At 69.8% G+C, this 23697-nt stretch carries 17 protein-coding genes and 2 tRNA genes; 3 read left to right on the top strand and 16 right to left on the bottom strand.

Features of this window, described 5'->3' with window-relative positions; all coding sequences use genetic code 11:
• Positions 1-143 precede the first annotated feature (143 nt).
• The 7 genes from mreD to KUM49_RS29250 all read right to left on the bottom strand — a co-directional run bounded on the left by mreD (position 144) and on the right by KUM49_RS29250 (position 8627).
• A complete protein-coding gene (gene mreD / locus KUM49_RS29220; RefSeq protein WP_217239960.1) occupies positions 144-821 on the bottom strand; it encodes a rod shape-determining protein MreD in 678 nt (225 codons plus the stop codon).
• 12 nt (positions 822-833) lie between these two features.
• Positions 834-1781 carry a rod shape-determining protein MreC gene (mreC, locus tag KUM49_RS29225; RefSeq protein ID WP_217239961.1) on the bottom strand — a complete coding sequence of 316 codons (948 nt, stop codon included), beginning with the start codon at positions 1779-1781 and terminating at the stop codon, positions 834-836.
• A 159-nt stretch (positions 1782-1940) separates the two neighbouring features.
• Complete coding sequence (locus KUM49_RS29230) at positions 1941-2960, bottom strand: rod shape-determining protein (protein ID WP_004931372.1); 1020 nt, start codon at positions 2958-2960, stop codon at positions 1941-1943.
• 269 nt (positions 2961-3229) lie between these two features.
• Positions 3230-3643, bottom strand: coding sequence for a nucleoside-diphosphate kinase (gene ndk / locus KUM49_RS29235; RefSeq protein WP_217239962.1), 414 nt, complete (start codon positions 3641-3643; stop codon positions 3230-3232).
• A 66-nt stretch (positions 3644-3709) separates the two neighbouring features.
• Entirely contained in the window at positions 3710-4066 is a 357-nt protein-coding gene (locus tag KUM49_RS29240; RefSeq protein ID WP_217239963.1) for a DUF4233 domain-containing protein, read from the bottom strand.
• 8 nt (positions 4067-4074) lie between these two features.
• Positions 4075-5529 carry a folylpolyglutamate synthase/dihydrofolate synthase family protein gene (locus KUM49_RS29245; protein ID WP_254401963.1) on the bottom strand — a complete coding sequence of 485 codons (1455 nt, stop codon included), beginning with the start codon at positions 5527-5529 and terminating at the stop codon, positions 4075-4077.
• A gap of 473 nt (positions 5530-6002) precedes the next feature.
• Positions 6003-8627, bottom strand: a complete 2625-nt coding sequence (locus KUM49_RS29250) for a valine--tRNA ligase (RefSeq protein ID WP_217239965.1) — start codon at positions 8625-8627, stop codon at positions 6003-6005.
• Between the two features lie 135 nt (positions 8628-8762).
• Between KUM49_RS29250 and KUM49_RS29255 the strand changes: the two genes are divergently transcribed.
• Positions 8763-9773 carry a hypothetical protein gene (locus KUM49_RS29255; RefSeq protein ID WP_217239966.1) on the top strand — a complete coding sequence of 337 codons (1011 nt, stop codon included), beginning with the start codon at positions 8763-8765 and terminating at the stop codon, positions 9771-9773.
• Positions 9774-9847: 74 nt separating this feature from the next.
• Here KUM49_RS29255 and clpX read toward each other — a convergent pair whose 3' ends face one another.
• From clpX to KUM49_RS29280, 5 genes are all read right to left on the bottom strand, one after another.
• Positions 9848-11134 carry an ATP-dependent Clp protease ATP-binding subunit ClpX gene (gene clpX, locus KUM49_RS29260; RefSeq protein ID WP_217239967.1) on the bottom strand — a complete coding sequence of 429 codons (1287 nt, stop codon included), beginning with the start codon at positions 11132-11134 and terminating at the stop codon, positions 9848-9850.
• Positions 11135-11318: 184 nt separating this feature from the next.
• Positions 11319-11999 carry an ATP-dependent Clp protease proteolytic subunit gene (locus KUM49_RS29265; RefSeq protein WP_308406783.1) on the bottom strand — a complete coding sequence of 227 codons (681 nt, stop codon included), beginning with the start codon at positions 11997-11999 and terminating at the stop codon, positions 11319-11321.
• 51 nt (positions 12000-12050) lie between these two features.
• Complete coding sequence (locus KUM49_RS29270) at positions 12051-12656, bottom strand: ATP-dependent Clp protease proteolytic subunit (RefSeq protein ID WP_217239979.1); 606 nt, start codon at positions 12654-12656, stop codon at positions 12051-12053.
• A 361-nt stretch (positions 12657-13017) separates the two neighbouring features.
• Positions 13018-14433, bottom strand: coding sequence for a trigger factor (gene tig, locus KUM49_RS29275; RefSeq protein ID WP_217239968.1), 1416 nt, complete (start codon positions 14431-14433; stop codon positions 13018-13020).
• A 204-nt stretch (positions 14434-14637) separates the two neighbouring features.
• Positions 14638-14714 (bottom strand) — tRNA-Pro (locus KUM49_RS29280).
• A gap of 164 nt (positions 14715-14878) precedes the next feature.
• On the opposite strand from KUM49_RS29280, the gene KUM49_RS29285 reads away from it, so the two are divergent.
• Positions 14879-14949 (top strand) — tRNA-Gly (locus KUM49_RS29285).
• A gap of 101 nt (positions 14950-15050) precedes the next feature.
• Here KUM49_RS29285 and KUM49_RS29290 read toward each other — a convergent pair.
• Positions 15051-15245 carry a hypothetical protein gene (locus KUM49_RS29290; protein ID WP_030044846.1) on the bottom strand — a complete coding sequence of 65 codons (195 nt, stop codon included), beginning with the start codon at positions 15243-15245 and terminating at the stop codon, positions 15051-15053.
• A gap of 590 nt (positions 15246-15835) precedes the next feature.
• On the opposite strand from KUM49_RS29290, the gene KUM49_RS29295 reads away from it, so the two are divergent.
• Entirely contained in the window at positions 15836-17056 is a 1221-nt protein-coding gene (locus KUM49_RS29295; RefSeq protein ID WP_217239969.1) for an acyltransferase family protein, read from the top strand.
• Positions 17057-17297: 241 nt separating this feature from the next.
• Here the strand turns inward: KUM49_RS29295 and KUM49_RS29300 are convergent, their stop codons facing one another.
• Genes KUM49_RS29300 through KUM49_RS29310 form a run of 3 tightly spaced genes read right to left on the bottom strand, consistent with a single transcriptional unit; the run spans position 17298 to position 23661 of the window.
• Positions 17298-18728 (bottom strand): DUF6177 family protein, encoded by a 1431-nt coding sequence (locus KUM49_RS29300; protein ID WP_217239970.1) that lies wholly within the window; start codon positions 18726-18728, stop codon positions 17298-17300.
• Positions 18725-22708, bottom strand: coding sequence for a type VII secretion protein EccCa (gene eccCa, locus KUM49_RS29305; RefSeq protein ID WP_217239971.1), 3984 nt, complete (start codon positions 22706-22708; stop codon positions 18725-18727). The genes KUM49_RS29300 and eccCa overlap by 4 nt, the downstream gene beginning before the upstream one ends.
• A gap of 53 nt (positions 22709-22761) precedes the next feature.
• Positions 22762-23661, bottom strand: coding sequence for a MinD/ParA family protein (locus KUM49_RS29310; RefSeq protein WP_217239972.1), 900 nt, complete (start codon positions 23659-23661; stop codon positions 22762-22764).
• Positions 23662-23697: the final 36 nt, after the last annotated feature.

Below are 23697 nucleotides of genomic sequence, written 5' to 3' on the forward strand. Positions count from 1 at the left end.
GGCGCGGCCCGTCCGTGGGAAGGGTGGCGGCGGGCGACGGGTGGGCGGTCACTGCGGCTGCCTCCCCCTCTCGGTGTGTGTATGTGTCATATACGGCGAACCTGTGAGCCCCTGCGTCGGTCCGGGGGCCGACTCCCGAGCGCTCACAGTCGCTTGACTCCCTTGATGCGTCCCGCACGCGCCGTGCGGGCCCGGGCGGCCTTCACCTTCAGTCCGCCGAGGCCGTTGCGCTGTCCCCCGATCCGCAGGCCCGTGCCCGAGATCCAGCCGGAGGAGATGTCGGTGGCCTTGGCGGCGGAGTTGGTGTCGGCGAGCGGGTCGTTCTCCGCTCTGCGGGCCAGCGCCATGACGCCGGGGACGACGAACGGGGCGAGCAGCAGGTCGTACAGGGCGGCCGTGAACAGCAGGCTGCCGAGGCCGACATGACGGGCGGCGGTGTCGCCGACGAGGGCGCCGACACCGGCGTACAGCAGGGTGGTGCCGACGGCGGCGGCGACCACGACGAGCATGGGGCCGGTGGCCGACTTCAGCCGGCCGTTGTCCGGTTTCGCCAGGCCCGCGAGGTAGCCGATGACGCACAGCACGAGGGCGTAGCGTCCGGCCGCGTGGTCGGCGGGCGGGGCGAGGTCGGCGAGGAGACCCGCGCCGAACCCGACGAGGGCGCCGCCGACATGGCCGTACACCATGGCCAGGCCCAGGACGGTGAGCAGCAGCAGGTCGGGGACGGCGCCCGGCAGGTGCAGGCGGGCCAGGACGCTCACCTGGAGGACCAGGGCGACGACGACCAGGGAAGTGGACAGCAGGATCCGGTTGACGCGCATGGGCTACAGCTCCTACTGCTCTTGCTGGATCTGGCCGTCGACCGGCGCGCCCGCGGACGGGGTGACGGTCACCGTCACGGTCGGCGTGGGGGTCGGCTTGGGCTTGGCTGGCAGCACCGTGTCGCGCGGGTCCTTCTTCGGGGCCTCGACGACGACACCGACGATGTCGAGCTTGGAGAAGCTGACGTACGGCGTGACGTAGAGGGTGCGGGTGAGGTCGCCGGCGGAGGGGTCGACGCGGGAGACCACGCCGACCGGCACGCCGGGCACGAAGGGCTTGTCGGCCTGCGAGCCGAAGGTGACCAGTCGGTCGCCCTTCTTGATCTCGGCCTTGCCGTTGAGGAGTTCGACGCGCAGCGGGCGGTCGCCCTGCCCGGAGGCGAAGCCGAGTTCGTCGCCGGCCTCCATCCGGGTGCCGACGGTGAAGTCGGGGTCGTTGGCGAGCAGCACGGTGGCGATGTCGGGGCCGACGGTGGTCACGCGCCCGACCAGCCCGTCGCCGTTGACGACGGTCATGTCGCGGGTGATGCCGTCGTTGGCGCCGACGTCGATGGTGATGGTCCAGGAGAAGCCCTGGGCCGCGCCTATGGCGATGACCTGGGCGCCCTTGATGCCGTACTGGCCGGCGCCCGAGAGCTTCAGCATCTTGTCGAGCTGGGCCAGGCGGCTGCGGCTGCGGTCGTCGCTGCCGAGCTTCGCCTCGAGGGCCGCGTTCTCCTTCTCCAGCTCGGCGAGCCGGTCGTGCCGCTCGCCCGAGTCACGGATGGCCGATACGGCGTTGCCGACCGGGTCGACCGCGGCCGACACCCCGTCCTCGATCGGGCCGAACACCGTGGCCGCGCCCTGTCGGGCACCGTCGACCGGTGAATCCTCCCCACCGCGGATGTCCACCGTGATCAGCGCGAACGCGATGGCGACCAGCAGCACCAGGAGCAGCCGGCTCTCTCGTGTGTCCCTCACGTGCGGCGGCCGTGCCCTTCCTCATAGGAATTCGTGTGCAATGTTTACGTGTTGGCGCTTATGGGGCGTGTCGATGCTTATGGGCGAGCTTATGCCTCCATATCAACGATCCGCCGTACGAGAGGAGATCATCTCGTACGGCGGAATCGAAGAGTTACGTCATCTGCGCGGCTGGGCGTCCAGCACCTGCTGCAACGCCTCGAATTCCTCGACGCACTTTCCGGAACCGAGGGCCACGCTGTCCAGCGGGTCCTCGGCGATGTGGATCGGCATACCGGTCTCGCGCCGCAGCCGCTCGTCGAGGCCGCGCAGCAGCGCGCCGCCACCGGTCAGAACGATTCCGCGGTCCATGATGTCGCCGGACAGTTCCGGCGGGCACTTGTCGAGGGTCGTCTTGACGGCGTCCACGATCGCGTTGACGGGCTCCTCGATCGCCTTGCGGACTTCGGCGGCCGAGATGACGACGGTCTTGGGCAGCCCGGAGACGAGGTCCCGGCCGCGGATTTCGGTGTGCTCGTCAGCGTCGAGGTCGTACGCCGAACCGATCGTGATCTTGATCTGTTCGGCCGTCCGCTCACCGAGGAGGAGGGAGTACTCCTTCTTGATGTGCTGGATGATCGCGTTGTCCAGCTCGTCGCCCGCCACCCGGATGGACTGGGCGGTGACGATGCCGCCGAGGGAGATGACCGCGACCTCCGTGGTGCCACCGCCGATGTCCACCACCATGTTGCCCGTGGCCTCGTGGACCGGCAGGCCGGACCCGATGGCGGCCGCCATCGGCTCCTCGATGATGTGCACCTGACGGGCGCCGGCCTGGGACGACGCCTCGATGACGGCGCGGCGCTCGACCCCCGTGATACCCGAGGGCACACAGACGACGACCCGCGGGCGAGCCAGATACCGCCGCTTGTGGATCTTCAGGATGAAGTAGCGGAGCATCCGCTCGGTGATCTCGAAGTCGGCGATCACGCCGTCCTTCAGCGGACGGACGGCAACGATGTTGCCCGGCGTGCGCCCGATCATCTTCTTGGCTTCGGCGCCGACCGCGAGGATGCCACCGGTGTTGGTGTTGATCGCGACGACGGACGGCTCATTGAGTACGATCCCGCGACCCCTGACGTACACCAGCGTGTTGGCGGTCCCGAGGTCGACAGCCATGTCACGGCCGATGAACGACATTGAGTTCCCCATCAGGATTCGACTGGCCTTCCCAGGAGCTTTTTGAGGGCTTTTCAGGTCGGCGAAGGTGGGTGCGGTGACGTGAAGGCTTCCATCGTAGACGCGCCTTCGCGAACACTGCGTGAGGGTCTCCGCCATTGTCAGCAGATGCCGTGTGGGTTCGCTTGTGGAGACGGGCGTTCGGGGGGACTCGTTCCCTCGATCGCCACGCATATGCCAGAAAGTCCGGGGACAAAAGCCCCCAGACTCTCACTCATCCGCCGCAGGCGCTACGCGCGGCCGGGGAAGAAGATCTTCACCTCGCGTTCGGCGGACTCCTCGGAGTCGGACGCGTGGATCAGGTTCTCGCGCACGATCACGCCGTAGTCACCGCGGATCGAGCCCGGGGCGGCGGCGATCGGGTCGGTCGGACCGGCCAGCGCCCGCACACCCTCGATGACCCGGTCACCCTCGACGATCAGCGCCACGACCGGACCGGAGGCCATGAACTCGACCAGCGGCTCGTAGAAGGGCTTGCCCTTGTGCTCGCCGTAGTGCTGCTCCAGCGTGTCGTGGTCCAGGGTGCGCAGCTCCAGCGCGGTGATCTGCCAGCCGGCCTTGCGCTCGATACGGCTGATGATCTCGCCGGTCAGGCCACGACGAACGGCGTCGGGCTTGAGGAGGACGAGGGTGCGCTGGCTCACGACGGGGCTCCTTCGGATAAAGGATGGTGCGGGATGCTGAGATTACAGGGCGTGTCCGGCCCCTTGTTACGCAGCGTCAGGTGTAGAGGAGCCCGCCTGGGCGGCGAACCTCGCCTTCGCCTCGTCGATCTTGCGTCCGTAGTGCACGGACGCCCACCACAGGGCCGCGAAGATCGCGCCCAGGAAGAACATCGTGGGGACGACGACCCCGGAGGCGATCAGGGCGATCTGGAGGACCCACCCCAGGGCCACGCCGCCGGGGCGGGTCACCATGCCGCACAGCACCAGGCACAGGAACATGGCCACGCCGCTGACCGTCCACACCGTCGTCGTGGACAGGTCGGGGTCCTTCATCGCGACCAGCGCGGCGAAGCCGATGATGAAGACCTCGCCGATCAGGGTCGAAGCACAGAGCGTACGCATACGGAGTCTCAGCCCTTCCCCAGCAGCAGCCGGGCCTCGCCGACGGTGATGACGGAGCCGGTGACGAGCACACCGCCGCCCGCGAACTCGCCCTCCTCCTCGGCCAGCGTGACCGCGGCCTCCAGGGCGTCCGGCAGCCGCGGCTCGACCTGCACCCGCTCGTCGCCGAACACCTCGACGGCGATCGCGGCGAGCTCGTCCACGTCCATCGCGCGGTGGCTGGCGTTCTGGGTGACGACGACCTCCGCGAACAGCGGCTCGAAGGCCTCCAGCAGCCCGCGGACGTTCTTGTCCCCGCTCGCCCCGACGACCCCGATCAGCCGGCTGAAGTCGAACGCCTCCCCGACCGCCTCGGCCGTGGCACGAGCACCCGCCGGATTGTGTGCCGCGTCCAGGACGACGGTCGGCGACCGCCGTACGACCTCCATCCGGCCCGGCGAGGCCACGGCCGCGAACGCCTTGCGGACGGTGTCGGCGTCGAGCGGCTCGGGCCGCTGCGAACCCACGCCGAAGAACGCCTCCACCGCGGCGAGCGCGACGGCCGCGTTGTGGGCCTGGTAGGGGCCGTGCAGCGGAAGGTAGACCTCGGGGTACTCCCCGCCGAGCCCGCGCAGGGTGAGCAACTGCCCGCCGACGGCGACCTGCCGCGCCACGACCCCGAACTCGAGCCCCTCGCGGGCCACCGTCGCATCCACCTCCACGGCCTTCTTCAGCAGCACCTGGGCGGCGTCGACCGGCTGCTGAGCCAGGATCACCGCCGCGTCCTGCTTGACGATGCCGGCCTTCTCGGTGGCGATCGCCGCGGGCGTCTCACCGAGCCGGTCGGTGTGGTCGAGGTCGATGGGAGTGACGACGGCGACGGCCCCGTCGATGACGTTCGTGGCGTCCCAGGACCCGCCCATGCCCACTTCCACCACGGCGACGTCGACGGGAGCGTCCGCGAAGGCGGCGTACGCCATCCCCGTGAGCACCTCGAAGAAGGACAGCCGGTACTCCTGCTGCGCGTCGACCATCTCGACGTACGGCTTGATGTCCTCGTACGTCTCGATGAACCGTTCGGCGGAGATCGGCGCGCCGTCCAGGCTGATCCGCTCGGTGATCGACTGGACGTGGGGACTCGTGTACCGGCCGGTCCGCAGCTCGAAGGCACCCAGCAGGGCCTCGATCATGCGGGCGGTGGAGGTCTTGCCGTTGGTGCCGGTGATGTGGATGGAGGGATACGACCGCTGCGGCTCCCCCAGCAGGTCCATCAGCGCGGAGATCCGGCTGACGGAGGGCTCCAGCTTGGTCTCGCCCCAGCGGGTGGCGAGCTCCGCCTCGACTTCCCTCAGGGCCTTGTCGACCTCGGGATCCGCCGGGCGCGCGGGCACGTCGGCCTCCGGCGGGCCGCCCTGCGTGCGCAGGGTACGGCTGCCGGCCTCGATCACCGCGAGATCCGGGTCCCGCTCGGTCTCGGCCGCCATGATCTCGTCAAAGTCGCCGATCGGGCCGGGCTGCTCGCTGTCGTCGTACGGGGGCTGCTCACTCACGGGGTCAGTCTACGGAGGCAGGGCGCGGGCGCGGGGCGTGGGTGGCTGCGGGTCGTGCGGGCTCCGCCCCCTGGTGGCTCCGCCCCCACCCCCCGGCCTACGCCCACCCACCACCCGACTCGGTCGGCCAAGAGGGGTTCCGCGAGCGGCCGTGACGCAGCTGCGGGCAAGCCGTGCCGCTGGGGCGGCTCCCGACCCACAGAGAGCGGCACCCCGTCAACACCGGGCAGCGCGACCCGCCGCCATCGCACCCGCAGCTGCGGGCAAGCCGTGCCGCTGGGGCGGCTCCCGACCCACAGAGAGCGGCACCCCGTCAACACCGGGCAGCGCGACCCCACCCCACGGCAACCGAAAGCCCCCGGAAACTGACAGTTCCGGGGGCCTTCACCGACGCGTACCGCGGGCGCCTACGCCTGCGGCAACCGGTCCAGCTGCGCGGCGATCCGCGCGATGTCCTCGTCCGCCTTCGCCAGCCGCGTCCGGATCTTCTCCACCACGTGGTCCGGAGCCTTCGCCAGGAACGCCTCGTTGCCGAGCTTCGCGTTCGCCTGCGCCTTCTCCTTCTCCGCGGCGGCGAGGTCCTTGGCCAGCCGCTTCCGCTCGGCCGCCACGTCGATCGTGCCGGACAGGTCGAGCGCCACCTCGGCGCCGCCGACCGGCAGGGTCGCCGTGGCGGTGAAGGGGTCACCCTCCGGCTGGAGCCGCAGCAACTGGCGGATGGCCGCCTCGTGCGGGGCGAGCGCCGTGCCGTCGAGGGACAGGCGGGCCGGGACGCGCTGACCGGGCTGCAGGCCCTGGTCGGCGCGGAAGCGGCGGACCTCGGTGATGACCTGCTGGAGCGTCTCGATCTCCTTCTCCGCGCCCGTGTCACGGAAACCGCTGTCCGCGGGCCACTCGGCGACGACGAGGGTCTCGCCGCCGGTCAGCGTCGTCCACAGCGTCTCCGTGACGAAGGGGACGACCGGGTGCAGCAGTCGCAGCGTGACGTCCAGGACCTCACCGAGGACGCGCTTGGAGACCTCGGCCGCCTCGCCGCCCGCCTGGAACGTGGTCTTCGACAGCTCGACGTACCAGTCGAACACCTCGTCCCACGCGAAGTGGAACAGCGCGTCGGAGAGCTTCGCGAACTGGTAGTCCTCGTAGAACGCGTCGACCTCGGCGACAACGGAGTTGAGCCGGGACAGGATCCACCGATCGGTCGCCGACATCGCCGAAGGCTCCGGCAGTGGACCGTCCACCGTCGCGCCGTTCATCAGGGCGAAGCGCGTCGCGTTCCAGATCTTGTTGGCGAAGTTGCGCGAGCCCTGGACCCAGTCCTCGCCGATGGGGACGTCGACACCCGGGTTCGCGCCACGGGCCAGCGTGAACCGCAGGGCGTCGCTGCCGTACTTGTCCATCCAGTCCAGCGGGTTGACGACGTTCCCGAAGGACTTCGACATCTTCTTGCCGTTCTGGTCACGGACCATGCCGTGCAGGGCGATGGTGTGGAACGGCGGGGTGCCGTCCATCGCGTAGAGGCCGAACATCATCATCCGGGCGACCCAGAAGAAGAGGATGTCGTAGCCGGTGACCAGGACGGAGTTCGGGTAGAACTTCGCGAGCGATTCGGTCTGTTCGGGCCAGCCGAGAGTCGAGAACGGCCACAGGCCGGAGGAGAACCAGGTGTCGAGGACGTCGGTGTCCTGGTGCCAGCCCTCGCCGCTCGGAGCCTCGTCGTCGGGCCCGACACACACGACCTCGCCGTTCGGCCCGTACCAGACCGGAATCCGGTGGCCCCACCACAACTGCCGCGAGATGCACCAGTCGTGGAGGTTGTCGACCCAGTCGAAGTACCGCTTCTCCATCTCCTGCGGATGGATCTTGACTCGTCCGTCCCGGACGGCGTCACCGGCCGCCTTCGCGAGCGGGCCGACCTTGACCCACCACTGCATGGACAGGCGCGGCTCGATGGTGGTCTTGCAGCGCGAGCAGTGACCGACCGAGTGGACGTAGGGCCGCTTCTCGGCGACGATCCGGCCCTCGGCGCGCAGCGCGGCGACGATGGCCGAGCGGGCCTCCAGCCGGTCCAGGCCCTGGAAGGGGCCGTGCGCGGTGATGACGGCGTGCTCGTCCATGATCGCGATGGCCGGCAGGTCGTGCCGCTGGCCGATCTCGAAGTCGTTCGGGTCGTGGGCCGGGGTGACCTTGACGGCACCCGTACCGAACTCCGGGTCGACGTGCTCGTCGGCGACGACCGGGATGGAACGCTCCGTCAGCGGCAGTTTGATGAGCTTGCCGACCAGGTGCTTGTACCGCTCGTCGTCGGGGTGGACGGCGACCGCCGTGTCACCGAGCATGGTCTCGGCGCGCGTGGTGGCGACGACGATCGTCTCGTCCCCGTCGCCGTACTTCATGGAGACGAGTTCGCCGTCGTCGTCCTGGTACTCCACCTCGATGTCCGAGATGGCGGTCAGACAGCGCGGGCACCAGTTGATGATGCGCTCGGCGCGGTAGATCAGCTCTTCGTCGAAGAGCCGCTTGAAGATGGTCTGGACGGCCTGGGACAGTCCCTCGTCCATGGTGAACCGCTCACGCGACCAGGCGACGCCGTCTCCGAGGCGACGCATCTGTCCGCTGATCTGCCCGCCGGACTCGGCCTTCCACTGCCAGACGCGCTCGACGAACGCCTCACGGCCCAGGTCGTGCCGGGACTTGCCCTCCTTGCCCAGCTCCCGCTCGACGACGTTCTGCGTGGCGATACCGGCGTGGTCCATGCCCGGCTGCCACAGCGTCTCGTAGCCCTGCATCCGCTTGCGGCGGGTCAGGGTGTCGATGAGGGTGTGCTCGAAGGCGTGCCCGAGGTGCAGGCTGCCCGTGACGTTCGGCGGCGGGATGACGATCGTGTACGGAGGCTTGTCACTCTTCGCGTCCGCCTCGAAGTAACCCCGCTCCACCCAGCGCTCGTACAGCGGCCCCTCTACATCGGCCGGCGCGTACTGGGTCGGCAGTTCGATGGCGGGCTCTGGTGGCTGCTGCTGAGCGTTCTCGGTCACGGGCTCAGTTTAGGGGTGTCACGGGGCAGTCCCGAAACGGGATTCCTCTGTAACGGTAGGCCCCCGATGCCCTGTGTGCGCTGTGGCTACGCCAGGATGTCAGGGACACATAAGCGTCTGGAGGGGAACCCAGAAATGAGCCACAACCAGCCGGGCCCGTACGGCGGGCAGCCCCAGCAGCCTGGACCGTACGGTCAGCAGGGTCCCTACGGCCAGCCGGGCCCCTACGGCCAGCCGCCGCAGGCTCCGCCCGCCCAGCCCGGCTACGGCTACCCCCAGCAGGCCCCGCCCGCCCAGCCGGGCTACGGCCAACCGCAGCAGCCCCCGCAGGGGGTTCCGCCGCAGCAGCCGCCGTACGGACAGCAGGCTCCCTACGGCCAGCAGCCGCAGCCGCCGTACGGTCAGCAGCCGCCCTACGGGCAGGCCCCGTACGGGGTGCCGCAGCCACCGGCTGCCGGTGGCGGCAAGAAGAAGACCGGCATCATCATCGCCGCCGTGGCCGTCGTGGCCGCCATAGGCGTGGGGGTGTACTTCGTCGTCGGCGCGGGCGGGGGCGGCCTGGAGGACGACGGGGCGCACAAGCTGACCGCTCCGGCGACCGTGGCCGGCGAGTACAAGCAGGTGGGCAAGGGCGGCGAGGTCAACGACGCGAGCACCACCAAGTACCTCGAGGCAAGCGGCATGAAGGACGGCAAGGCCGTCGTCTCGCAGTACTCGACGGCCGACTTCAGCGGCTACGACCAGAGCGACCCGACCACGTTGCCGCCCCAGTCCGAACTGCTGGTCGCCAAGGGCGTCACCGTCGTGGGCGGTTACGGCAAGATCGCGGACCCCGAGGCCGCACTGGACAAGTACTTCGCGGCCATCACCAAGGAGTTCACGAACAACGCCTCCAACTCCTCCAGCGGCGCCGAGCTGATTGGCAAGCCCGAGGAGGCCGACCTCGACGGGGCGCTCATGAAGTGCCAGTCCGCGAAGAGCACCAACAGCCTTACCAAGAAGGAGTCGACCGACTGGTTCTGCGTCTGGTCGGACTACAGCACGGTCGCCATGGTCTCCCCTGGCGACAACACGAAGAGCACCACCAAGGACGTCGCGATCGACCTGACGACGAAGATCCGCGCGGAGATCCGCGTCAAGGCCTGACGCCGGACGACGCAACAGCGAAGGGGCCCCGGTCTGTTGACCGGGGCCCCTTCGCTGCACCTACATCTGTGCCGCTACGCCGTCTTCTGCTCGCCCGGACCCCGACCGCGCGCATCCCGCGGGATCAGTGTCGGGTTCACGTTCGAGTGAACGACGTCCGCCGTGATGACGACCCGGGCCACGTCCTTGCGGGACGGGATCTCGTACATCACACCCTGGAGGACTTCCTCCATGATGGCGCGCAGGCCGCGGGCGCCGGTCTGGCGGAGGATGGCCTGGTCGGCGATGGCCTCCAGGGCCTCGCGCTCGAAGTCCAGCTCCACACCGTCGAGTTCGAAGAGGCGCTCGTACTGCTTGACGAGCGCGTTGCGCGGCTCGACCAGGATCTGGAGCAGGGCCTCGCGGTCGAGGTTGTGGACCGAGGTGATGACCGGGAGCCGGCCGATGAACTCGGGGATCATGCCGAACTTGACCAGGTCCTCGGGCATGACGGACTCGAACTGGTCCTTGGCCTCCAGCTCGCGCTTGGAGCGGATCGTCGCACCGAAACCGATGCCCTTGGCGCCGGCCCGGGACTCGATGAGCTTCTCCAGGCCCGCGAAGGCGCCGCCCACGATGAACAGGACGTTCGTCGTGTCGATCTGGATGAACTCCTGGTGGGGGTGCTTGCGGCCGCCCTGGGGCGGGACCGAGGCGGTGGTGCCCTCCAAGATCTTGAGCAGGGCCTGCTGCACGCCCTCGCCGCTCACATCGCGGGTGATCGACGGGTTTTCGCTCTTACGGGCGACCTTGTCGATCTCGTCGATGTAGATGATCCCGGTCTCGGCCTTCTTGACGTCGTAGTCGGCCGCCTGGATCAGCTTGAGCAGGATGTTCTCGACGTCCTCGCCGACGTAACCCGCCTCCGTGAGGGCCGTTGCGTCGGCGATCGCGAAGGGGACGTTCAGCATCCGGGCCAGGGTCTGGGCGAGGAGGGTCTTGCCGGAGCCCGTGGGACCCAGCAGGAGGATGTTGGACTTCGCCAACTCGATGGCATCGTCGCGGCCTTGGGCGCCGCCGTTCTCACCGGCCTGGACCCGCTTGTAGTGGTTGTACACCGCGACCGAGAGGGCCTTCTTGGCCGGTTCCTGACCGACGACGTACCCCTCGAGGAACTCGTAGATCTCGCGGGGCTTGGGAAGTTCCTCCCAGCGGACCTCGCTGGTCTCGGCCAGCTCTTCCTCGATGATCTCGTTGCAGAGATCGATGCACTCGTCGCAGATGTAGACACCGGGCCCTGCGATGAGCTTCTTGACCTGCTTCTGGCTCTTGCCGCAGAACGAGCACTTGAGCAGATCGCCGCCGTCACCGATGCGTGCCACGGTGTGCTTCCCCTTCGCCTGGGAGACGCCTAGGTCCAGCGGCTCCTGGTGCTGCCTTATGTCCGACGGTACCTTGCCGGGCCCCTCGTTCGGGCCCCCCTTGGCACGGTTCACTTTGACGTGCACTTTGTCGTGCACAGTCCTGAACCGTGCCAAGGAGCGGCAGACGATACAGCGTCCGCCGTCAGCGCACGCTCGCGTTGTTCATCTTCCGGGTGGAGATGATCTGGTCGATCAGGCCGTACGCCAGGGCGTCATCGGCCGTGAGGATCTTGTCGCGCTCGATGTCCTCGCGGATCTTCTCGATCGGCGTGGTGGAGTGCTTGGCCAGCAGGTCTTCCAGCTGGGCACGCATCCGCAGGATCTCGTTCGCGGCGATTTCCAGGTCGGAGACCTGGCCGCGGCCGGTCTCGCTGTAGGGCTGGTGGATCAGCACGCGGGCGTTCGGGAGCGCCATGCGCTTGCCCGGCGTACCGGCGGCCAGCAGGATGGCGGCGGCCGAGGCGGCCTGGCCCATGCAGACCGTCTGGACGTCGGGCTTCACGAACTGCATGGTGTCGTAGATCGCAGTGAGCGCCGTGAAGGATCCGCCGGGGCTGTTGATGTAGACCGAGATGTCCCGGTCGGGGTCCATCGACTCCAGGCACAGCAGCTGCGCCATGACGTCGTTGGCGGAGGCGTCGTCGATCTGGACGCCGAGGAAGATCACGCGCTCTTCGAAGAGCTTCGCGTACGGGTCGTACTCGCGGACGCCCTGCGAGGTGCGCTCCACGAAGCGCGGGATCACGTACCGGGACTCGGCCACGGGCACCGTGCTCTCGGCGCGTGTGCGCTCGTACAGGCCGCTGCCGGGGAAGTCGTTCACTGTCTCTCTCCTAGGGGCTGTGGCGGTCGGCTGGGGGCTTGCAGGGGGGCCTCAGGCCCCGGTGCCGCCGCCGCCCGGCATGTTGGCGGCCGTGGTGATGACCTCGTCGATGAGGCCGTAGTCCCTGGCCTCGTCGGCATCGAACCAGCGGTCCCGGTCGGAGTCGCGGGTGATCTGCTCGATGGTCTGGCCGGTGTGGAAGGACGTCAGCTCGGCCATGCGCTTCTTGGTGTGCAGGAGCCGCTCCGCGTGGATCTTGATGTCCGACGCCGAACCGGCGAGGCCGGCGGACGGCTGGTGGATCAGGATTTCGGCGTTCGGCAGCGCGAAGCGCTTGCCGGGCGTACCCGCGCTGAGCAGGAACTGGCCCATGGAGGCGGCGAGGCCCATGGCGATCGTCACCACGTCGTTCTTGATGTACTGCATGGTGTCGTAGATCGCCATGCCGGCCGTGATCGAGCCGCCGGGGCTGTTGATGTAGAGGTAGATGTCCTTGTCGGGGTCAGCGGCAAGGAGCAGGAGCTGTGCGGTGATCTTGTTGGCGATGTCGTCGTCGACCGCCTGGCCGAGGAAGATGATCCGCTCGCCGAGCAGCCGGTTGTAGACCTGGTCACCGAGGCCACCACCGATGGAGGGGTCGCCGGCGGCGGAGGGCATCAGATTCGTCACGTATCCACCTGCTCGTCTTACGACGGCGCCGGGCCGTCTCACGTTTCCCTGCGGGGCGGGAGCCGATTCGGGGACTCCCCTGCCCTCGTATTCATGGACCCTAACGCGCTGGTCCCTCCGGAGAATCCCGGAGAAGAGACTGTTCGCTGTCAGCGCATGTCGCTCCGCTGGGTGGGGCGGGTTCCTCGCCGTGGGCCCGCTGGTCGGTGGGCGGGTGCGGGTCCGCTGTGGCTCGCCGCGCAGTTCCCCGCGCCCCCCTTGGCTGCGATGTCCAGCTGTACGCCGACAGGCCCCGGGGGGCGAGATGCTCCCCGGGGCCTGTCGTACGGGCGTCAGCGGCGCTGTGGCGTCAGCCTTCGGTCTTCTCGGTGCCGGCCTCGGTGGTGGCCTCGGCCTCGGTGGTGGCCTCGGCCGCCGCCTCGGGCGTCTCGGTGGTGGCCTCGTCGGCCTCCTCCTCGTCGTCCAGGTCGATGACCTCGCCGTTGGTGTCCTTGACCGTGGCCTTCTCGACCACGACGGCCAGGGCCTTGCCGCGGGCGACCTCGCCGACGAGGAGCGGGACCTGACCACCCTCGACGACCGCCTGGGCGAACTGGTCGGGGGACATGTTGGAGGAGGCCGCGCGCCGCATGAGGTGCTCGGTGAGCTCCTCCTGGTTGACGTTGAGCTTCTCCTGCTTGACGAGCTCGTCGAGGACGAACTGCGTCTTGATGCCCTTGACCGCGGCTTCCTTGGTCTCGGCGTCGAACTCCTCGGCCGTCTTGCCCTGGATCTCGAGGTACTTCTCGAGGTCCAGGCCCATCTGGCCGAGCTGGTGGTGCTCGAGGTTGTGCTTGCGGGTGTTGACCTCGTCCTCGAGCAGCTTCTCCGGGACCGGGACCTCGACCAGCTCGAGCAGCTTCTCCAGGACGCGCTCCTGGGCCTGCGTGGCCTGGTCGTACTGCTTCATGTTCTCGAGGCGCTTGCGGCTGTCGGCCTTGAGCTCCTCGAGGGTGTCGAACTCGGAGGCGAGCTGCGCGAAGTCGTCGTCCAGCTCGGGCAGTTCGCGGGCGGCGACCTGGGTGACCTTGACGGTGACCTCGGCCTCCTTGCCGGCCGCCGAGCCGCCCTTGAGCTCGGAGGTGAAGGTGGCCTCGCCACCGGCCTCCAGGCCCGTCACGGCGTCGTCGATGCCTTCCAGCAGCTCGCCGGAGCCGATGGTGTAGGAGACGCCGCTGGCCACGCCGTCCTCGAGGATCTCGCCGTCGACCTTGGCCTCGAGGTCGATCGTGACGACGTCGCCGTCCTGGGCGGCCCGCTCGACGGGGGACGTCGAGGCGAAACGCTCACGGAGCTGCTCGACCGACTTGTCGATGTCCTCTTCGGTGACCTCGACGGCGTCGACCTCGACCTCGATGCCGGAGAAGTCCGGGATCTCGATGGCGGGGCGGACGTCGACCTCGGCGGTGAAGTTCAGCGTCTCGCCGTCCTTCAGCTCGGTGATGTCGACCTCGGGCTGGCCGAGGACGTCGATCTCCGCCTCGTTGACCGCCTCGGTGTAGAACTTCGGAAGCGCGTCGTTGACCGCTTCCTCCAGGACCGCACCGCGGCCGAACCGCTGGTCGATGACGCGCGCCGGGATCTTGCCCTTCCGGAAGCCCTTCACCGTGACCTGCTGGTTGATCTTCTTGTACGCCGCGTCGAGGCTGTCCTTGAGCTCCTCGAAGGGCACCTCAATGCTGAGCCGAACCCGAGTCGGGTTCAGGGTCTCCACGGCGCTCTTCACGGTTCGGTCTCCTTGGGGGCTGACTTCTTGGTTTCTGCCGAAGCCAGACCGGCTCCGGCGGATTCGCCGCCCGGAGGACTTCCAGAGGAGAGAGACACACGGGCGTGCAGCTTGCATAGTAACGGCAGCGGCGACACGCCCCAAAGGCGATCACGTCAGGCGGTCACGCGAGGTGACCGTGCAGTGACCGGGTCGGCCGGTACATGGTCGGGGTGGCGGGATTTGAACCCACGGCCTTCCGCTCCCAAAGCGGACGCGCTACCAAGCTGCGCCACACCCCGTCTGGTGCGAGACGTAGGCTACATGCCCGCGGACAGCCGGACCGCCGCATTTCACCAGCGCGCGTCCGCCGCCCGGGCGGACCGAAACGCGGTGTGCGACGAAGGGGCACTACCCGCTACGATGCCATCAGTGCCGCGGTCACCTGACCTGCGGTGCGCGCTGTGCGGGCGTAGCTCAATGGTAGAGCCCTAGTCTTCCAAACTAGCTACGCGGGTTCGATTCCCGTCGCCCGCTCCGAACAGGCCTCCGGCCCGGTCCTTCGAGGATCGGGCCGGAGGTCTTCGTGCTGTCCGGGGCTGGGCGTGGCGTCTGCGGCGGAGGGCCATGCGGGGCGCCTAGAACTGGATCGAGTTGATGGTCTCCGCTATCGAGTTCAGGAACCGCTGGATGTCGTCGGCCATCCCGGTCGAGGCGAGGAAGAAGCCGAAGAGCACCGCGACGACGGCGGGGCCGGCCTTCAGCGAGCCTCCCCGGATCAACACCACCAGGATGATCGCCAACAGCAGCACCACTGACAGAGAAATGGCCACAACTGATCACACCCTTGGTCGGTCCGCTCTCCCGGCCCGGGGACGCGACCGTGCACACCCCCGCCAGAACCATCGTGCCACCAATGAGGGCCGCATATGCGGCGCGTGACGGATCGTTGGCCAGTTCCATGCCCGGGGCCGCCCGCGGCCGGGTGTGCGGGCGGCCCTACTCGGCCCGCCCGCACAGTAATTCGACCGGACACCCACACAGGGAATTCAACGAGTTCGTTTCCGTGTCCACACAACGTGTTCGCAGTTAATTCGAATTGACGTCACAGGTGCGCCGACAGTCGCGCCAGACGGGTCGTCAAAGGCGTCTTATGCCCTGTTTAGTCGGGATGAATCGCGACAAGGAGGACCCATGTGGTGCAGGCGGTTGAAGCCCGGACAGTGTGTCGGCCATCACGTGAACGAGGGTGCCGACTTCCGTAAAACGGGGGTATCCGCAGCCATTAACCAGGAATGACGTCGAGGGTTTTACGAAAACCCACAGCCAAGGCTAGGGTGCCTCAGATGTTCCACGCCGCCTCGTCCCCCGCCAGCGCAGCGAGGTCCCCGATCGCCTCCCCCCGTTCCTGGTGGGAGGGTCTGTGACGAACTCGCTGCGACCGCACGGCCAGAACCGAGCGCCACTCCCCCCGGCACACTCGCCGAGGGACGGAGTGCCCAGCCCACGCTCGCCGCACCGCCCCGGAGCGGCCGCGGCCGACCGGCCCGCCCCCTCGGGCAACCACCCCGGCAAACAGCGCGACGCGTTCTTCGACAACGCCAAGTACCTGGCGATCGTGCTGGTGGCGATCGGCCACTCCTGGGAGCCGCTCAAGGGCGACAGCCGGATCCTGGAAGGCGCGTACACGATGGTGTACGCCTTCCACATGCCGGCGTTCATCATCATCTCCGGCTTCTTCTCGCGCAGCTTCGACATGCGCGCAGACCGGCTGCAACGGCTGATCACCGGCGTCGTCGTGCCGTACGTCGTCTTCGAGACCGCGTACACGCTCTTCAACCGCTACGTCGGCGGCTCGCCGGACCAGGCCATCAGCCTGCTGGATCCCTGGTACCTGACCTGGTTCCTGATCGCGTTGTTCGTCTGGCGGCTGACCACACCGATCTGGAAGCTGGTGCGGTGGCCGCTGCCGCTGGCGCTCGCCCTCGCCATGCTGGCGTCGGTCAGCCCGGAGATCGGTGACGACCTGGACCTTCAGCGGGTGCTGCAGTTCGCGCCGTTCTTCGTGCTCGGCCTGCTGATGAAGCCCGAGCACTTCCGGCTGGTGCGCCGGCGTTCGGTGCGGATCCTGTCGGTGCCGGTGTTCGCCGCCGCGCTGGCCGTCGCCTGGTGGTCGGTACCGCGCATGAACACCGGCTGGTTCTACCACCGTGACTCCGCGCAGGAGTTGGGCGCGCCGTGGTGGACCGGGCCGGTCATGGTCCTCGCCCTGTTCGGCTGTTCGCTGCTGCTGACGGCCTGCTTCTTCTCGTGGGTGCCGGGCCGGAGGATGTGGTTCACCTCGCTCGGCGCGGGCACGCTGTTCGGCTATCTGCTGCACGGCTTCCTGGTCAAGGCCGGCGACTACGCGGGCTGGTTCGAACACCCCTGGCTGCACCGGCCGCTCGGCCAGATCTTCGTGAGCGTCTGCGCGGGCGTCGCCGTCACCCTGCTGTGCACCGCGCCGGTGCGCCGCGTCTTCCGGTTCGCGATGGAGCCGAAGATGGAGTGGGCGTTCAAGCGGGATGCCACCGAGGCCGCCCGCGGCCGCGAGCAGCACGGGAAGACCCCCGTAAGGGAGAGAGAGAAGGTCTCGGCGGGCTGAGCCAGGACCACAACGACCGCGCCCCCGCTGCCGAGCAGCGGGGGCGCGGTCGTACCCGGGCTGCTCTGGCTAGTGCCCCGGCAGGCAACGTTTGCCCGTCAAGGAGCGGCGTCCGGTGCGTGCTCTGGGGGAGTGCCGGCCGGAAGGCCCCGTCGATGGACCGGACGTACTTGGGCTTTCGGCCGGTGCGGCGAAGATGCGTGCCGGGCGCCGCGACGGCGCGAACGTTTCTGTTGGGGCACTAGCTGCCCTTCAGGTGTCTCATCAGGCGCTCGAAGTCCTGCCAGCCCGACAGGTCCGACGGGTCGCCCGGCAGCGGGTAGTACAACGCGGGACGGGTCCTCGGGCCCAGTTCGCGCGGGGACTCGGCGAGGGGCGTGCGGCGGGCCCGGTCGCCGGGCATCTGGCGGACCTCCTCGGCGCCCAGGACGAACGCGTACGGCACACCGGGGCCCTCGAAGTGCGGCGGGACGGACAGGTCCCGGCGGGCCCGGCGGATCTGGACCAGCATGGACTGCAGGTCGTGCCGGGTGGCGAGGGCCTCGGCGGCGGCCTGGACGGCGTCCGTCGGCAGCTGCTCGCCGGGGCCGTAGCCGAAGGCCATGGTCACGTCCTCCTCCACACCGCCCTTGGTGCGGGTGATGCGGACGGTCGCCAGTCCCGGGCGCTCCGGGGTGCCGACGGCCACCACCCAGGTCGGCGCGGGCGAGCGCTCGTACGCCACGTCGGTCAGCTGGCGTACGGACCAGGGCAGGTTGGCGGGCTCCTCGGTGCCCCAGCCGGCCGGCGGTTCACCGGTGATCTCCCGCCATACGGCCTCCAGGGCGCCGCCGAGGACGAGGCGGTCGTCGGCCGGGTGGACGGTGCGGAAGGAGATCGCCAGCTGGCGTTCGCCGGTGTCGCCCTTCGCGGCCGCGCCCTCCTTGTAGGTGGCGGCGATCGGGGTGCGCGGGTCGTCGCGGGTGGCCTCCGGGGACTCGACCGTGACGAAGAGGCCGTTCTTCCACTCCAGGACGGCTCCGGACAGGCCGTCGTAGTAGCCGTCCCGCTCGTCCTGCACCACCCAGCGCGAGGGCCAGCCCGGCAGGCTGCCGCGGACCGCCGGGGAGAGGCGGGTGCCGGCCGGGGTGACGATCTGGAGGCCGAGTTCGGCGTTGGCGGCGGCGCGGAAGGCGTCCGAGAGCCAGGCGGTCATCGCGACCACCGGGCGGTCCTGGATGATGACCGCGACCTTGTCGGTGAGGACGTCCACGGCGGGCTGGGCGGCGGCCGGGACCGGCGCCGCGCTCATCCCGTCCGTGTTGACCACGGCCAGCGACCAGGCGACCTCGGGCGGCCAGGCGGTGCCGCCGACCAGCGTGGCGAGCCGGGCCGCGAAGGTGCCGGCGAGCTGCTCGGCCTCCTTGACGCCGGTGGTGGCGCGGGCCTCGGTCCACCAGTACGGCACCTCGGGAGCACTGGCCCCCAGCAGCCGCTCGGCCTCGCCCCTGACCTGCACCAGCAGGGGCGCCTCGACGGAGACCAGCGGGCGGCCCTGCTCGTCGCAGAGCTGCACCACCGCGCCCTCTCCCTCGGTGCCCACGAGCCGGTCGGGGCCGCCGGAGAGGAGTCCGGCGATCACGCTGAGCGGGTCGGGCATCTTCTTCGTGAGGGTGATGACGTCCTTCGTCATGGATTCACCTTGGTCCCCGTGTAGACGGTCTGGATGAGCCGGTTCGGCTGGCCCCTGCGGACCAGCACGCCGCGGCCGGGCGGCTGTGCGCTCGCGTACACGCCGGGGAAGAGCTGGCCCTCGCTGCGGTCGCCCGCCATCACCAGCGCCGAGGAGCCGGACTCGCGCAGGCCCTGCAGCATCGGCTCGTACAGGCCGCGGGAGGCGCCCGCGACGCGGCGGGTCAGGATGAAGTGCAGGCCGATGTCGACGGCCGAGGGGATGTACGGCACGAAGGGCGCGAGCGGCTGCTGGCCCGCGGTGGTGAGGACGTCGTAGTCGTCGACGAGGATCACGATCCGGGGGCCGGAGAAGCTGCCCGGCTCCAGGTCCTCGCTGTCCGCGCTCTCGTCGGGCAGCCGCTTCTCCAGCTCCCCGGCGATGCCCGCGGCGAGGCCGGCGGCGAGCTTGGAGTTGTAGGCGTAGCCGCCCCGGTACTCCTCGGGGATGGCGCCGCGCAGGCCGCGGCGCGGGTCGAAGACGCCGAAGACGAGCTCGTCGTCGCCGTAGCGCTCGATCAGGCCCTGGGTGATCACCTTGAGCAGGTTGGTCTTGCCGCACTCGCTGTCGCCCATGATCATCAGGTGCTGGTCGTGCTGGAACAGGTCGAGCAGGACCGGGGCCAGTTGTGTCTGGTCCAGGCCGATCGGGACGCGGCGCGGCTCGGACGCCGGGCCGGGCAGCAGCTCGGGCTCCAGGATCTGCGGCAGCACCCGCACCGGCTGGGCGACCTCGCCGGTCCAGGTGGCGCGGAGCTGGCGGGCGGTGCGCTCCAGGACCGCGCCGAGGTCGGCGGTGTCGGCGAGGCCGTCGGTGCGGGGCAGGGCGACCTGGGCGAAGAGCTTGCCGTCGGTGAGGATGCGGCCCTTCTCCTCCGGGGAGAGGGTCTGGGCGAGCTTGCGGTCGATGCTGGACTCGCTCGGGTCGTTCAGGCGCAGCTCGACGCGGGTGCCGAACTGTGACTGGGTGGCGATGCGCACGTCGTTCCAGCGGAGCATGCCGGCGACGACGTGGATGCCGTAGCCGCCGCCGCGCTTGAGGATGTCGATGACGGCGTCGTCGAGGTTCTCGAAGTCGTCGCGCAGGGCGCCGAAGCCGTCGATGAGCAGCACGATCTCGGTGGAGGCCAGCTCGGGCACCTGGCCCGCCGCACGCCGGGTGCGCAGCTGCTCCAGCGAGTCGATGTTGTGGATGCGGAAGAGCTCCTCGCGCTGGTCGAGCATGGCGCGTACGGAGTCGATGGTGCGGGCCGCGCGCTCGCGGTCGGCACGTCCGGCGATCCCGCCGACGTGCGGCAGCCCGGACAGGGCCTGCAGGCCGCCGCCGACCAGGTCGAGGCCGTAGATGCCGACTTCCTGCGGGGTGTGCGTCAGGGCCAGCGAGAGGGCCAGGGAGCGCAGCAGGGTGGTCTTGCCGGACTGCGGGCCGCCGATGACCGCCGCGTGGCCGCCCGAGAGCGTGAGGTCCAGGTACCACTGGCCCTGCTGCTGCTTGGTCGGGTCGTCGATGATGCCGAGCGGCACCTGGAGGGGGCCGCGCCGCTTGGCGAGCTGCATGCCGCGGGCGCCGACCTCGACGGGGCCCGCGACCTTGTCGAGGGGGACGGCGGCGGGCAGCGGGGGCAGCCAGATCTGGCGTACCGAGCGGGCACCGGCGTTCTCCAACTGGTCGATGAGGACGCCCAGTTGAGTGGGGCCGGTCTCCCGGCGCCGCATCTTCGGCTCCTCGGGCGCGCTGTTCCCGTCGTCGCCGAGGGTGTTGTACGCCTCGTACTCCAGGGCCAGCGGGCCGGTGTCCTCCTCGTCGCGCTGCACGGGGCCGCTGTAGGCCCCGGAGACGTAGCTGGCCTTGAAGCGCTCGTAGTGGCTGGTGTCGACCTTGAGGTAGCCGAAGCCGGGCAGCGGGGGCAGGTGGAAGGCGTCCGTGGTGTCCAGGACCGTACGGGACTCGTCGGCGGAGAAGGTGCGCAGGCCGAGCCGGTACGACAGGTAGGTGTCCAGGCCCTTGAGCTTGCCGCCCTCGATGCGCTGGCTGGACAGCAGCAGGTGGACGCCGATGGAGCGGCCGATGCGGCCGATGGACAGGAACAGGTCGATGAAGTCCGGCTTGGCGGTGAGGAGTTCACCGAACTCGTCGATCACCACGAACAGGTGCGGCAGCGGCTCCAGGTCGGGGCGCTTCTCGGCGCGCAGGGCCGCGTAGTGGCCGATGTCGGCGACGTTGCCCGCGTTCTTCAGGACCTGCTGGCGGCGCTTGACCTCGCCGGCGAGCGAGGCGTGGACGCGCTCCACGAGGCCGGCCTGGTTCTCCAGGTTGGTGATGACGCCGGCGACGTGCGGGAGGTCCGCGAAGGGGGCGAAGGTGGCGCCGCCCTTGTAGTCGACGAGGACCAGGGCGAGGTCCTCCGGCGGGTGGGTGGCGACCAGGGCGAGGACGAGGGTGCGCAGCAGTTCCGACTTGCCCGAGCCGGTGGCGCCGACGCACAGGCCGTGCGGGCCCATGCCGAGCTCGGAGGACTCCTTCAGGTCGAGCAGGACGGGCTCGTGGGAGTCGCTGATGCCGATGGGCACGCGCAGGAAGGCCCGTTCGCCGCGCGGCGCCCACATCCGGTTCAGGTCGAGGCCGGCCACGTCGTCGATGCCGAGCAGTTCGGCGAAGTCGACCGGGCCGGTGAGCGGGGCGTCGACCATCGACTCGGCGGACAGCCGGAGCGGGGCGAGCATGCGGGCCAGGCCCTCGGCGAAGGGGATGCCGATCTCGTCGACGGTGCCGTGGGCGCTGATCGGCTCCGGCATGCGCAGGTCCTCGATGACGATCTGCTCGCCGTCGACGGTGATGCGCACGCCCACGCTGCCGGGTTCCTGGATCCGCTGGTCCAGCAGGTGCAGGACGGTGACGCTCATGTCGCGCAGGCCGACCGCGTCGTCGGGACGGGGCAGGTCGACGGCGTCTTCCCCGTGGCCGTCGGCGACGACCAGCAGCCGGGAGGTCATGGCGAGGGCGTCCTTGCCGGACAGGCCGCGGCGCACCTCGGCCGCGTAGGAGGCGCGGCGGCGCAGCTCGGGGCCGATCTGGCGGGCCAGCTGGGGCAGCGAGGGGGCGATGCGGCGGGCGGCGACGGGGCCGTCGAACTGCTCGCTGTCGAGCAGGTGCGGCAGCCACTTGGCCCACTCCCAGTCGGCGATCCGCTCGCCGGAGGCGGCCAGCGCCATGGCCACGTCGTCGGGCGCGTGGGTGGCGGCGGCCTGCACGATGAGCGCGCGGGCGACCCGGAGGGTGTCCTCGCGGCTGCCGATCACGGTGATGTTGCCGACCCGGTCGAGCGGGACGGTCAGCGGGAGTTCGGTGCCGACGCTGAAGCGGGACACCAGCGCGGACGCCTCGTTCAGCATGAACTGGTCGGGCGGGGTGAGCACGGAGGAGCTCGGCTGGCCCACCCTCAGGTCACGCACCGGCATCTCGCCGGTGCCGACGCGGACCCGCAGGAAGTCGGCGTCCATCCGGCGCCGCTCCCACAGCCGGGCGGGGTCGCGCACGATGTCGTACAGCGCGTCCGGCGGCGGGTTGAGCACCCCTGTGCTCTCGCGCCGCTCCCGCTCCTCCTTGGACAACTCCTCCCGCGTGTCCTCCAGATACGAGAGGTAGGCCTCGCGCTGGGTGCGGCGGGTGCGCTGGGCCTTGCCGCGCTGGGAGAAGAGCATGACCATCGAGCCGACGATCGTGACGACGAGGATGATCGCGCCCAGCCCGGCGAACTGGCTGTTGCGCACGACGGTCATCATCACGACGGACGACATCACACCGGCGACGGGCAGCAGCGAGGTCGCGATCGAACCCGACTTGCCGTCGGGCAGGTTGGGCGGCGCCTCTATGGTGCGCGACTCGGGTGAGGCCGGGGGCCTGGTGGTGCGGGCCGGCCGGTGGATCAGTCGGGTGCTCATCGTCCTTGCCTCGTCCTCAGCGGTCTTCTGGTTCCCTTCGCACAGGGGATGGTTCAGCGGCTCTTCTGGGAGAGCTGGAAGACCTCCGCGGCCAGCCGCGTGGCGGCCTCCCTGGTGTCCCGCGCGAGCAGGTCGGTGCGGATGGTGCCGCCGGCCGCCAGATGCCGGTCGTAGGGGAGGATCCGCACGCTCGCCCCCGTCGTCTTCAGCTGCTCGGCGGCCTTCTCGACGTCGACGCCGGTGTGCGGGACGGTCTCGGTGAGCACGACGACGGTCGAGGTGGTGATGTCCCGGGGCAGTCCGCGCATCCACTGCAGGACGGCGTGCGTGCTGGCGACGCCCTCCAGCGTGGCGGGCACGGTGAGGATGCGGGCCTGGGCGGCGGAGAGCGCGGTGCGGGCGACCTCGGCGGGCATCGTCTCGCAGTCGACGACGGTCACCCCGAAGTAGCGGCGCATCGACACCATGACCCGCTCGTACGCCTTGGTGTCGAGCATGGCCCCGACCTGTCCCTGACTGCCGGGCAACAGCCAGGCGTTGTCGGGCAGTTGGACCAGGTAGCCGGTGATTTCCAGGAGCGACATCTGTGGCTGGACGACGTCGGCGAGGTCGCCGGTGGTCCAGCGCAGGGTCTCCGCGCCGAGCCGGAGCGGCAGCGAGCCGAGCGCCGGGTCGGCCTCGATGACGAGGGTCGGGTCCTGGCGGTAGTGGGCGTAGGTCGTGCCGAGCAGTGCGGCGACCGTGGTCTTGCCGGAGCCGCCGCGGATGGAGGTCACCGCGATCTGCCGGCCGGTGGTGACCGGCTGCTGCAGTATCTCGGCGGTCGCGGTGGTCTCGGCGACCTCGCGCGCGGCCGAGGAGGACACGGTGCGGCGTACGGCCCGCAGGGCACGGGCGCTGAACGGCTCCCCGCGACGCGGCCCGCGACCGGCGGCGGCGAGCTTCTTGTCCACGACCGGGCGGGAGTCGGGGGTGGCGCGGGGCTAGCG

Origin of the sequence: Streptomyces sp. AC555_RSS877 (genome assembly GCF_019049245.1) — a bacterium.
Lineage (GTDB): Bacteria > Actinomycetota > Actinomycetes > Streptomycetales > Streptomycetaceae > Streptomyces.